We start from the raw sequence: 11,607 nt of genomic DNA on the forward strand, positions 1-11,607 counted from the left end.
GCGGGACGGGCGCGACGGGCGCGATGGGCGCGACTGGCGGGACGGGCGCGACTGGCGCGACGGACCGACGTCCGCGACGCGCGCCCGGAGCTACGCGATCTCGAAGACGTGGATCCCGGGCCCGTACGCCGTGAAGACCTGCCCGGCGGGACGGAGCCGCTCGTGGTCGCGGTGCTTCTCGCTCGACCAGACGAGCCGGTAGCCGACGACGTCCTCGCGGACCGGCAGGGTGAGGTCGCGCGTGCGCCCGCTGCCGTGCACGACGACGAGCACGCGGTCGTACGGCTCGTGCTCCGGCGTCGACTCGACGAAGTACTGCAGCGCCCGGTGGATCGGCTGGTCCCACCCCTCGAGCGTCATCGGGTGGCCGTCCGGCCCGTACCAGGACATCCGGGACGCCCCCGGTGTCTCCTGCCCCTCGACCCCGAAGCGCGTCGGCCGGAGCGCGGGGTGCGCTGCCCGGAGCCGGGCGAGCGCGGCGACCACCTCGGTCATGGCCTCGGTGTCCTCGTCGTCGGACCAGTTCACCGGCGTGAGGTCCTCCGACACCACGTAGGCGTTGTTGTTGCCGTGCTGGGTCCGGCTCCGCTCGTCACCGGCCGTGAGCATCGGCACCCCGGCCGACAGCATCAGCGTGCCGAGCAGGTTCCGCATCGAGCGGCCACGGGCGGCTCGGACGCCGCGGTCGGCGGTGTCGCCCTCGATCCCGTGGTTGAACGAGCGGTTGTCGTTCGAGCCGTCGCGGTTCTCCTCGCCGTTCGCCTCGTTGTGCTTGCCGTCGTACGACACCAGGTCGAGCAGCGTGAAGCCGTCGTGGGCGGTGACGAAGTTGATCCCCGCGAGCGGACCACGGGCGGTGCCGAACAGGTGCCGCGACCCGGTCAGGGCGCCGGCGAGCGCGCCGATGCCGGTGGCGGGGGTGCCGTTGCGGCGCTCCTCGGCGATGTCGGTCAGCCAGAACTGCCGCACCGTGTTGCGGAACCCGTCGTTCCACTCGCTCGTGTGGTCTCCTGCCGCGCCGAAGGAACCGGTCTTCCAGCCGTCGGGCCCGACGTCCCACGGTTCGGCGATGACGAGCGCGTCCTGCAGGTCGGGGTGGTTCCGGATCCGGTCGAGGAGCGGGTGCTGCGGATCGAAGACGTGGTGGGCGTCGCGGGCGAGCGCTGCCATCAGGTCGAAGCGGAACCCGTCGACCTGCACCTCGCGCGCCCAGTACGCGAGGCTGTCGACGATGAGGTCCGCGGTCGCCTCGACCGAGGTGTCGAGGGTGTTCCCGCAGCCCGTGGTGTCGAAGTAAGACGCGGCTTCGTCGGCCGGCGCCCACCGGTACCGGTTCGCCCCGTCGATGCCACGGAGCGACGAGGTCGGACCGCCCTGGCCCTCTTCCGCGGTGTGGTTGTAGACGACGTCGAGGACGACCTGGATGCCGGCCTCGTGCAGCAGCCGGACCATCCCCTTGAACTCGCGGAGGACCGCCGAGGCCCCGTCTGCCCGGGCACCGGCGGAGGCGTGGGCCGCGTGCGGGGCGAAGAACCCGAGGGTGTTGTAGCCCCAGGCGTTCTCGCGGCCGGCGTCCTGCAGCCAGTGCTCGGTGTCGAACGCGTGCACGGGCAGGAGCTCGAGCGTCGTCACGCCGAGGCGGTGGAGGTGCGCGATGGTGCTCTCGTGCGCAATGCCGGCGTACGTGCCGCGCAGGTCCTCGGGCAGGTGCGGGTTCGCGGCGGTGAAGGTCCGGACGTTCGCCTCGTACACGAGGGTCCGGTCGAGTGGGGTGCGCGGCTTGACGACGCCGCCCCAGTCGAAGGACTCGTCGACCACGACGCTCGTCCAGCGCGCAGCACCCGTCGCGCCCGTCGCGTCGCCCGCGCCCGCGCCCGCACCCGCAGCGTCGCGCGCCGCCGGTGCGATCCCGCGCGCGGCCGGGTCGAGGAGCGGCCGGGAGGCGTCGAACTCGTGCCGCGGCCCGGTCGGCCCGTCGACGAGCAGGTGGTACGTGTCGCCCGGTTCGACCCCCGGCACGTCCGCCGCCCAGGTGTCGCCCGTGTTCGTCAGCGGGAAGGAACCGCGCCCGTCCACCACCAGGGTGACCGAGGTCGCCGTCGCCGACCGCACCGAGAAGCGGGCGCCACCGGTCCCCAGGTGGAACCCCGGGACCTCGTCCACAACCGTCTCGCGCATGAGGACCAGGGTACGAGGACCCGCGGGTATCCTGGAATCGCTCGTTCGGGAGGGTGCAGCTTGACGGTCTACCTCGACCACGCCGCGACGACGCCGATCCTGCCGGAGGCGCTCGCCGCCTTCACGGCTGCCCTCGGCACCGTCGGCAACCCCTCGTCGATCCACAGTGCGGGGCAGCAGGCGAAGATGCTGCTCGAGGACGGCCGTGCAGCCGTCGCGGCGTCGCTCGACGCCGACCCCGTCGAGGTGGTCTTCACCTCCGGTGGCACCGAGAGCATCAACCTCGCCGTGAAGGGGCTCTTCTGGGCCCGGCAGCAGGACCGGCCGCGTCCCCGCATCGTCGTGCCGGGCGGTGAGCACCACGCGACCGTCGACACGGTCGAGTGGCTCGAACGCCACGAGGGCGCGGTCGTCGACGTGGTCCCGTTGGACGCGCAGGGTCGCGTCGACCTCGCCGGCCTGGAGGCGCGACTCGCCGACGCCACGGACGTCGCCCTGGTGACGTTCCTCTGGGCGAACAACGAGGTGGGCACCATCCAGCCGGTGGCCCGGATCGTCGAGCTGGCGCACGCCGCCGGCGTGCCCGTGCACAGCGACGCGGTCGCCGCCTACGGGCAGGTCCCGGTCTCGTTCGCCGCATCGGGGCTCGACGCGATGAGCGTGTCCGCGCACAAGGTCGGCGGTCCTGTCGGCATCGGCGCGCTCGTGCTCGGCCGGAAGGCGACGGTCGAGCCGCTCATCCACGGGGGCGGTCAGCAGCGACAGGTCCGGAGCGGCACGCAGGACGCCCCGGCGGCCGCGGCGTTCGGTGTCGCGGCGGCGGTACCGCACGCGCCGGTGGCCGCGATGCGTGACCGCCTCGTCGCCGGTGTGCGTGCCGCCGTGCCGTCCGCGGTGCTCATGGGCGACCCGGTCGACCGGCTGCCGGGCAACGCGCACTTCACGTTCCCCGGGTGCGAGGGCGACTCGCTGCTGTTCCTGCTCGACGCCGCGGGTGTCGCCGTGTCGACCGGCTCGGCCTGCCAGGCCGGCGTGCCCGAGGCGTCGCACGTGCTCCTCGCGATGGGGTTGTCCGAACAGGACGCCCGCGGTGCGCTCCGGATCACGCTCGGGCACACCACCACCGATGCCGACGTCGACGCGTTCCTCGCGGCGCTGCCGGACGCGGTGGCCCGTGCAGGTGCTGCGGGCATGGCGTCGCGGGCGCCGTTGCTCGGGCGGTAGGTCCGACGCGCTCCGCCTCGTGCACAATGGCGCTGTGTCCCTCCGCTTGTCCGCCGTCGTGCTGTTGGCCGTGCTCGTGGGGACGACGGCGTCCGGCTGCGTCGCGGCCGGCCAGCGCGACGGCGTCCTCACGCTGTCAGGGTCGGACGCGGTCGAGCCGCCGACGTGCACTGTCTCAGCGCCGGTGAGCGTCGAGACACTGGACGGGACGGACCCGCAGGCCTGCCTGCCGTTGGGCCAGGAGCTCGTGTTCCCGGACGGCTACCGGACGCAGGTCGGTGAGTCCTCGGGCAACTCCGGCAGTTACCCCGGGGCGGGGTTCGCCTACCACTGGGTGACCGTCGGCCGCTGGGGCTTGGTCGCCGCTCGAGCATCGGACGACTGCTCGGAGGTGCAGCGATGGGGGCACCCGGAAGCGCTCCGACGTCTCGACGAGGCGTTCGCACCCGGATGGGCGTGCGAGGACGCGGAGCCGTCCGACCATGGCTGACCACGACCGCCGACTCGTGGACCTCTACGACGACGACAACCCGGACGGTCCCGATCACGACTTCTACCGGGCCATCGCCGACGAGTCGGGCGCGCGTTCGATCATCGACCTCGGCTGCGGCACGGGCATCCTCACCGTGACCTTCGCCGGTACGGGGCGGCGTGTCGTCGGCGTCGACCCGTCGGCCACCATGCTCGACCACGCCCGCCAGCGGCCCGGCGCCGGGTCGGTGACGTGGATCCTCGGCGACAGCCGGCAGGTCCCGGTGTGCCCTGACGAGCCCGCCGACCTCGCCGTCATGACGGGGAACGTCGCCCAGCACATCGACGACGAGGACTGGGCACGCACCCTCCGGGACCTGCGCGGGGCACTCCGACGCGGCGGGACCCTGGCGTTCGAGAGCCGCAACCCGTCGGCCGAGGCGTGGCGCGGGTGGACGTCGAGCGAGCGGACCACCCGCGACACCGCCCACGGACCGCTCGAGGAGTGGTCGAGGGCCGACGAGGTCTCGCCGGGGGTCGTCCGGCTGATCGCGTCGAACCGGTTCCTCCGCACCGGCGAGACGGTCGTCGAGACCCAGACGCTCCACTTCCGGACGCGCAGCGAGCTGGATCGGCAGCTCGACGCCGCCGGGTTCACCGTGACCGCGGTGTTCGGCGACTGGCGGCGCGGCCCCGTCGTGGACTCGTCCGCCGTCCTGGTCGTCACCGCTTCTGCCAGGTGACCGACCCGGCGGAGGCGAGCCGCGCCTCCAGGGCGGTCTGCCGTGTCGGACGCGCGCCGGTAGGATCGGTGACCATGGTCGAACTGGACTTCAACGAGCAGATCTCCGCCCTCCGCGAGACCTTCGGGAACATCCGCTCGGTGGTCGACGTCGACCGCCTGCAGCGCGAGATCGCCGAACTCAGCGAGCAGGCCGGTGCCCAGGACCTCTGGGACGACGTCGAGCACGCGCAGCAGGTGACGAGCGCGCTGTCCCACCGGCAGTCGGAACTCAAGAAGATCACCGACACCGAGCAGCGCATCGACGACCTCGAGGTGCTAGTCGAGATGGCGAACGAGGCCGAGGACCAGGAGTCCGCCGACGAAGCGGTCGCCGAGCTCAAGGCGATCCAGAAGACGATGGGCGATCTCGAGGTGCAGACGCTCCTCGACGGCGAGTACGACGACCGCCCCGCGGTGATCACGATCCGTGCGGGCGCCGGTGGCGTGGACGCCGCGGACTTCGCCGAGATGCTCATGCGCATGTACCTGCGGTACGCCGAGCAGCACGGCTACAAGACCACCGTGATGGACACGTCCTACGCCGAAGAAGCGGGCATCAAGTCCGCGACGTTCGAGGTCGACGCACCGCACGCCTTCGGCACGCTGTCGGTCGAGGCCGGCACCCACCGCCTCGTCCGGATGTCGCCGTTCGGCGCGGCCGGCAAGCGCCAGACCTCGTTCGCCGCGGTCGAGGTCATCCCGCTCATGCCGGAGACCGCTGTCATCGACATCCCCGAGAACGACATCCGCGTCGACGTGTTCCGCTCGTCCGGCCCCGGCGGGCAGTCGGTCAACACGACGGACTCCGCGGTCCGCCTGACCCACATCCCGACCGGCACCGTCGTCTCGATGCAGAACGAGAAGTCGCAGATCCAGAACCGTGCCGCCGCCATGCGCGTGCTGCAGTCGCGCCTGCTCCTCTTGAAGAAGGAAGAGGAGAACGCGAAGAAGAAGGAGCTCGCCGGCAACATCACGGCGAGCTGGGGCGACCAGATCCGTTCCTACGTCCTCGCGCCGTACCAGATGGTGAAGGACCTCCGGAGCGAGCACGAGGTGAACAACCCCTCAGCCGTGTTCGACGGCGACCTGGACGGCTTCATCAACGCGGGCATCCGCTGGCGGAAGCAGTCGGTGGAGTCCTGAGCCGCGCGCCTCGGTTGATTTCGAGGGCGGGCGACCTACCCTGATCCGGTCATGATCAAATTCGACCAGGTCACCAAGGTGTACTCGGGCAACCCGAGTCCCGCCCTCGACGCCATCTCCCTCGAGATCCTCAAGGGGGAGTTCGTCTTCCTCGTGGGTGCATCCGGGTCCGGCAAGTCCAGCTTCCTCCGCCTCGTGCTGAAGGAGGAGAAGCCGTCGCGCGGGCAGATCCACGTGCTCGGACAGCGCCTCGGTTCCCTGTCCTCGCGCAAGGTCCCGTACTTCCGTCGCAACCTCGGCGTCGTCTTCCAGGACTTCCGGCTCCTGCCGAACAAGAACGTCTTCGACAACGTCGCGTTCTCGCTGCAGGTGATCGGCAAGAGCAAGGGCTTCATCAGCGAGGCCGTCACCGACGTGCTGAAGCTCGTGGGGCTCGCCGGCAAGGCGACCCGCATGCCGCACGAGCTCTCCGGCGGTGAGCAGCAGCGTGTGGCGATCGCCCGTGCCGTCGTCAACAAGCCGGCGATCCTGCTCGCCGACGAGCCCACCGGCAACCTCGACCCGACGACCTCGGCCGGCATCATGGCGCTCCTCGAACGCATCAACCAGGGAGGCACCACCGTGCTCATGGCGACCCACGACGCCAGCATCGTGAACCAGATGCAGCGTCGCGTCATCGAGCTGTCGAACGGCACGATCCTCCGTGACGAGCAGTCCGGCGGGTACCAGACCCAGGCCGTCCCGATCCAGCGCGGCTCGGGCGTCTCGAACACCACCGGCATCCAGACCATCCCGGGGATCATCCGATGAGGCTCGGGCTCGTCATGTCCGAGGTCGCCTCGGGCCTGCGTCGCAACGCGTCGATGGTCGTCTCCGTCGTCCTGGTGACCTTCATCTCGCTCACCTTCGTGGGCACCGCGATCCTGCTCCAGATGCAGATCAACCAGATGAAGGGGTACTGGTACGACCGGGCGCAGGTCGCGGTCTACCTCTGCACCGACACCGACACCACGGGCAACTGCACCGGCGCGAAGGCGACCGACGACCAGCGCCAGCAGGTGCAGCAGCAGCTCGACTCGTCGACCCTCAAGCCGTACATCGAGAAGACGTACTACGAGGACCAGGACCAGGCGTTCGACCGCTTCAAGCAGCAGTTCAAGGACTCGCCCGCAACGGAGTTCGTGAAGCCCGAGTACCTGAACGAGACCTTCTGGGTGAACCTGAAGAACCCGTCGCAGGCCGACGTGCTCGTCGAGAGTCTGTCGAAGGTCGCCGGCGTGCAGAGCGTGGTCGACCAGCGCGGCTACCTGCAACCCATCTTCAACCTGCTCAACGCGTCGTCGTACACGGCGATCGGCATCGCCTCGTTGATGCTCATCGCCGCGGTGCTCCTCATCGCCACCACCATCAGACTGTCCGCGTTCAGCCGAAGGCGAGAGCTCGGCATCATGCGGCTCGTCGGTGCATCGAACCGGTTCATCCAGACACCGTTCGTGCTCGAGGGGGTGATCGCCGCGGCCATCGGGGCGGTCCTCGCGGGTGGCGCGATCGTGGCGGTGGTCTGGTTCTTCGTCCGGAACTACCTGTCGCAGCGGTTCTCCGGGACGGCGTTCATCGGCATGGGTGACGCGGCCATCGTGGTGCCGGCGGTGATCGTCATCGGGGTCGTCCTCGCGGCGCTCTCGGCGCTCATCGCGATCCGCCGCTACCTCAAGGTCTGACGCGGCCGCGCGCCGCACTGCGCGCTCGCCGCGCTCGCACCGCACTCGCACCGTTCGCGAAAGCGACAGTTCGCCGCCGACCGACGGGTCTCCACCGCGAAAGCGACAGTTCGCTGCGAACATCCCGCGGTGAACTGTCGCTTTCGCGCGTTGGTCGATCCGGCCCACGAGGCGCGGCACGCCGGGAAGGTGCACCGCCCCTCGTGGGTTGAGTAGTCTGTAGGGCTGGCAGCACCGCCGGGTCGACCAGCACCGGGCAGCGAGAGGAGACACGCATGGCGAAGGAACGCGGCGAGAAGATCGTGGCGACGAACCGTCGTGCGCGTCACGACTACCTCATCGAGGACACGTACGAGGCCGGCATGGTCCTCTCCGGCACCGAGGTGAAGTCGCTCCGCGAAGGGCGCGCGTCGCTCGTCGACGGGTACGCCTTCATCGACGGCGGCGAAGCGTGGCTCGACGCGGTGCACATCCCCGAGTACACCGAGGGGACGTGGAACAACCACGCACCGCGGCGGAAGCGGAAGCTGCTCCTCCACAAGCAGCAGATCGTCAAGATCTCGCACAAGACCGCACAGGGCGGGTACACGCTCGTGCCGCTGCAGATCTACTTCCACGACGGCCGGGCCAAGGTCGAGATCGCGGTCGCGAAGGGCAAGCGCGAGTTCGACAAGCGCCAGGCGCTCCGCGAGAAGACCGACAAGCGCGAGGCCGAACGGGCCATGCGCACCCGCAACCGCGTCGGCGAGTGACGCTGGCGCGGACGCCCTCGGTCGACTAGACTGAGGGACTGCTCCTCCGGGAGCGACCTGGTAACTCAACAGCGTGACAGCGGCTCGCACGTCCGGCCCGCATGGGGATGATCGGTTTCGACATTGCCTGTGTGCCGACGGGAAGCGGGCCGAGGACCCACGGTCATCTCGTGAACGATCCGTGGAAAACAACAAGTGCCAATTCCAAGCGCACTGACTTCGCTCTCGCTGCGTAAGCAGCCCAGCACATGAAGTCCGTCGGCCAGGTGATCGTCTTCTAACCTGAGTTCCGGCGTCATCCAGAGGACTTGCTGCACGGTTGCGCCTCAGGGCCGTGCGGGACTTGCACTGAGACTGGGCCCGTCGTCCTAGAAGCCGGTAGCAAAGGACGGGGCCGAGCAGAACGAATCATCCGGATACGCCCGTAGAAGACGTCGAATTGCAGCGATGGACGGGGGTTCGATTCCCCCCATCTCCACCATTCGCCGGTCGTCGAGCCGCTGTCATGCTGAACGCCCCGTCATCGTCCCCCAGGACGAAGGCGGGGCGTTCGTCGTCGTGTCACGTCGGGGGACTACGCTCCGGGGCAGGCGCGGGAACTCGCTCGTGCCGGTCGGCGAAACGAGAGGTCCGCACGTGGTGCAGGAAATCGCGATCCGTGTCCGTCTGCGCGAGCAGGAGCGAGTGGGGCTCGCCGAGTACGAGCGGATCGTGGGGTCCGTCGCCACGGTCGCCGCGGTGATCGCGTGGCTGCCGACACCCGAGGCTCGGCTGGTCGTCCGAGGGCGCGGGGCCGAACCGGTCCGTCTCGAGACGCTCTCGTACGGTTCGACCTTCGAGATGCTCGTCGTGCTCGACCAGCGCAGTGCCGCCGTCGAGCGTGCCGGCGCCGCCGTCGCCGCGCTGATCGAGTCCGTTCGGCACGAGCACGTCGAGGACGACGTGTCCGGTATCGCCGGCGAGCTGGACCGGCTCGACCGTTCGGCGCCTCGCGGCCGTTCGGTCGTCGAGCGGTCGCTCCGAGCCTTCCTCGAGGGTGCTCGGTCCGACGTGCTCGCCCGGAAGTCGACGACCCGGCTCCGCGCTGCCCAGGCGCTGCTCCGGCTCGCCGAGGACGGTGCGGAACTCGTCGTCGAGCGGGTGGAGGACGCCCTGGCCCCGGTCGTCGAGGAGCAGGCGGTCGACGTGCTTGAGGACACCGGCAGCGCGGTCGTGGTCGAACCGGTCGACGGACTGTCACTGCCCGACGACAAGGACGACACGGACACGGCCTCTGTCCCCGACGACGAGCCCGAGCAGCCGAACGAGAAGAAGAAGAAGTCGTCGAAGAAGCAGGACGACAAGAAGAAGACGTCGAAGAAGGACAGCAAGAAGAAGGACAGCAAGAAGAAGGACGGCAAGAAGGGCAAGAAGTAGCCTGAGTGCTTGTACAGCACCATTGTTTCCATCGTGTTAAAGAATCCGGCCAATCGGCTGACACGGTGCCAGAGTCGATGAGCGCGGTTCGTGTTCGCGGGGCCGCGCTCACTCGACAGGAGCAACAGTGGCTACAACGACACAGGCGCTGCCGGACTCCGGCCTCAAGCGCAACGTCGGCTTCATCGGGCTCATCTGGGCCTCGACGGGGTCGATCATCGGCTCCGGCTGGCTCTTCGGCTCGCAGGAGGCGCTGAAGACCGCCGGACCGGCCGCGATCATCTCGTGGCTCATCGGTGGTGTGGCGATCCTCGTCCTCGCACTCGTGCACGCCGAACTCGGCGGCATGTTCCCGATCGCGGGTGGGACGGCACGGTTCCCTCACATCGCCTTCGGCGGCGTCGCCGGGGCCTCGTTCGGCTGGTTCTCGTGGCTGCAGTCGGTCACGGTCGCCCCGATCGAGGTCGAGGCGATGATCAAGTACGCGCAGCACTGGCAGTTCGCGCACCCGTGGCTGCACACCACGACGGTCGACGGTGAGACGCAGCAGCTCCTCACCGGCGCCGGCATCGCCGTCGCCGTCCTGCTGATGGCGGTCGTCACGGTGATCAACCTGCTGAGCGTCAAGATCCTCGCGAACACGAACTCCGCGGCGACCTGGTGGAAGGTCGCCATCCCCCTGCTCGTCATCATCGTGCTCGCGTTCAGCGGCTTCCACGGCTCGAACTTCACCGCGGCGAACGGCTTCATGCCCGAGGGCGCGAAGGGCATCCTGGCGGCCGTCTCGACGTCGGGCATCATCTTCGCCTTCCTCGGCTTCGAGCAGGCGGACCAGCTGGCGGGCGAGGCGAAGAACCCGAAGCGCGACATCCCGCGCGCGGTCATCGGCTCGGTGGTCATCGGCCTCGTGATCTACCTGCTGCTGCAGATCGTGTTCCTCGGCGTGCTGCGCCCGGCCGCGATCCAGGGCTCGTGGGCGACGGCGGACTTCACGAAGTACACCGGTCCCTTCGCCGACATCGCGATGGCGGCGGGCCTCACCTGGCTCGCCGTGATCATCTTCATCGACGCGATCATCTCGCCAGCGGGCACGGGCCTCATCTACGTGACGGCGACGTCCCGCATCTCGTACGGACTCAGCCGCAACGGCTACTTCCCGAAGGCCTTCGAGTGGACGACGAAGCAGGGCGTGCCGTGGGTCGGACTGATCGTCGCGTTCGTCGTCGGGTGCGCGTGCTTCGCACCGTTCCCCTCGTGGCAGGGGCTCGTCAGCCTCATCACGAGTGCCTCGGTCCTGATGTACGCGGGGGCTCCGCTGGCCCTCGGGGCGTTCCGGAAGCGCATCCCCGAGATCGAGCGTCCGTACCGGATGCCCGCAGCGACGATCCTGTCGCCGATCGCGTTCATCGTCGCGAACCTCATCATCCTCTGGACCGGATGGGACACGGACTGGAAGCTCGGCGTCGCGATCCTAATCGGCGCCGTCGTGATCGTCCTGAACAACGTGTTCCGAGGGAAGACGAGCGTGCAGCCCCGTTGGGACTGGAAGGCGGCCCAGTGGTTGCTGCCCTACCTGATCGGCATGGGCCTCATCGTCTTCCTCAGCGACTTCGGGCCGCTGACGAACCCGGTGTTCCCGCTGTGGATCGACATCGTCGTGGTCGCGGTGTTCTCGCTGGTCATCTACTACTGGGCGATCAACTCCGCCTCCGACCGCGAGGAGATCCTCCGAACGGCCGACGACGTCCGCGATGTAGAGGAGTCGGGGGTCGTGGAGCCCGTCCACCACTGACCGATCCGACCGCATGACGCAACGGGAGCGGTTGCTCGCAGAGGGATACCGCTGCGAGGAACCGCTCCCGTTGCGTTTTGCGGGAAGGGCGGGGCGGGCGGGACCGAGGGCGGGGCGGGCGGGGCG

Annotated in this window: 10 protein-coding genes and 1 other RNA gene; 10 read left to right on the top strand and 1 reads right to left on the bottom strand. The window is 69.4% G+C overall.

Features of this window, described 5'->3' with window-relative positions; genetic code table 11:
* Positions 1–90: 90 nt before the first annotated feature.
* Entirely contained in the window at positions 91–2,178 is a 2,088-nt protein-coding gene (locus BIU96_RS14450; protein ID WP_071293322.1) for a glycogen-debranching protein, read from the bottom strand.
* Between the two features lie 60 nt (positions 2,179–2,238).
* On the opposite strand from BIU96_RS14450, the gene BIU96_RS14455 reads away from it, so the two are divergent.
* The 10 genes from BIU96_RS14455 to BIU96_RS14500 all read left to right on the top strand — a co-directional run bounded on the left by BIU96_RS14455 (position 2,239) and on the right by BIU96_RS14500 (position 11,481).
* Entirely contained in the window at positions 2,239–3,402 is a 1,164-nt protein-coding gene (locus BIU96_RS14455) for a cysteine desulfurase family protein (RefSeq protein WP_071293323.1), read from the top strand.
* A gap of 34 nt (positions 3,403–3,436) precedes the next feature.
* Positions 3,437–3,892, top strand: a complete 456-nt coding sequence (locus BIU96_RS14460) for a hypothetical protein (RefSeq protein WP_139200065.1) — start codon at positions 3,437–3,439, stop codon at positions 3,890–3,892.
* Positions 3,885–4,616 (top strand): bifunctional 2-polyprenyl-6-hydroxyphenol methylase/3-demethylubiquinol 3-O-methyltransferase UbiG, encoded by a 732-nt coding sequence (locus tag BIU96_RS14465; protein WP_071293325.1) that lies wholly within the window; start codon positions 3,885–3,887, stop codon positions 4,614–4,616. The genes BIU96_RS14460 and BIU96_RS14465 overlap by 8 nt, the downstream gene beginning before the upstream one ends.
* Positions 4,617–4,690: 74 nt before the next feature.
* Positions 4,691–5,800 carry a peptide chain release factor 2 gene (prfB, locus tag BIU96_RS14470; protein ID WP_071293326.1) on the top strand — a complete coding sequence of 370 codons (1,110 nt, stop codon included), beginning with the start codon at positions 4,691–4,693 and terminating at the stop codon, positions 5,798–5,800.
* 51 nt (positions 5,801–5,851) lie between these two features.
* The gene (gene ftsE / locus BIU96_RS14475) at positions 5,852–6,610 is read left to right on the top strand and encodes a cell division ATP-binding protein FtsE (protein ID WP_071293327.1); all 759 of its coding nucleotides are present in this window, start codon (positions 5,852–5,854) and stop codon (positions 6,608–6,610) included.
* Positions 6,607–7,521, top strand: coding sequence for a permease-like cell division protein FtsX (ftsX, locus tag BIU96_RS14480; protein ID WP_071293328.1), 915 nt, complete (start codon positions 6,607–6,609; stop codon positions 7,519–7,521). Before ftsE ends, ftsX begins: the two co-directional genes overlap by 4 nt.
* Before the next feature lie 275 nt (positions 7,522–7,796).
* Positions 7,797–8,273 (top strand): SsrA-binding protein SmpB, encoded by a 477-nt coding sequence (gene smpB / locus BIU96_RS14485; protein ID WP_022907777.1) that lies wholly within the window; start codon positions 7,797–7,799, stop codon positions 8,271–8,273.
* 103 nt (positions 8,274–8,376) lie between these two features.
* Positions 8,377–8,754, top strand: a transfer-messenger RNA (tmRNA) gene (gene ssrA / locus BIU96_RS14490).
* Between the two features lie 155 nt (positions 8,755–8,909).
* A complete protein-coding gene (locus tag BIU96_RS14495; protein WP_071293329.1) occupies positions 8,910–9,689 on the top strand; it encodes a hypothetical protein in 780 nt (259 codons plus the stop codon).
* Between the two features lie 127 nt (positions 9,690–9,816).
* The gene (locus BIU96_RS14500; RefSeq protein WP_071293330.1) at positions 9,817–11,481 is read left to right on the top strand and encodes an APC family permease; all 1,665 of its coding nucleotides are present in this window, start codon (positions 9,817–9,819) and stop codon (positions 11,479–11,481) included.
* The last annotated feature ends 126 nt before the right edge of the window (positions 11,482–11,607 follow it).

The organism is Curtobacterium sp. MCBA15_008, from assembly GCF_001865065.1.
GTDB lineage: Bacteria > Actinomycetota > Actinomycetes > Actinomycetales > Microbacteriaceae > Curtobacterium.

Excerpts from the sequence above, each read along its gene's own strand:
- BIU96_RS14450 (WP_071293322.1), bottom strand. The coding sequence starts at position 2,178 with ATGCGCGAGACGGTTGTGGACGAGGTCCCGGGGTTCCACCTGGGGACC.
- BIU96_RS14465 (WP_071293325.1), top strand. The coding sequence starts at position 3,885 with ATGGCTGACCACGACCGCCGACTCGTGGACCTCTACGACGACGACAAC.
- prfB (WP_071293326.1), top strand. The coding sequence starts at position 4,691 with ATGGTCGAACTGGACTTCAACGAGCAGATCTCCGCCCTCCGCGAGACC.
- ftsE (WP_071293327.1), top strand. The coding sequence starts at position 5,852 with ATGATCAAATTCGACCAGGTCACCAAGGTGTACTCGGGCAACCCGAGT.
- ftsX (WP_071293328.1), top strand. The coding sequence starts at position 6,607 with ATGAGGCTCGGGCTCGTCATGTCCGAGGTCGCCTCGGGCCTGCGTCGC.
- smpB (WP_022907777.1), top strand. The coding sequence starts at position 7,797 with ATGGCGAAGGAACGCGGCGAGAAGATCGTGGCGACGAACCGTCGTGCG.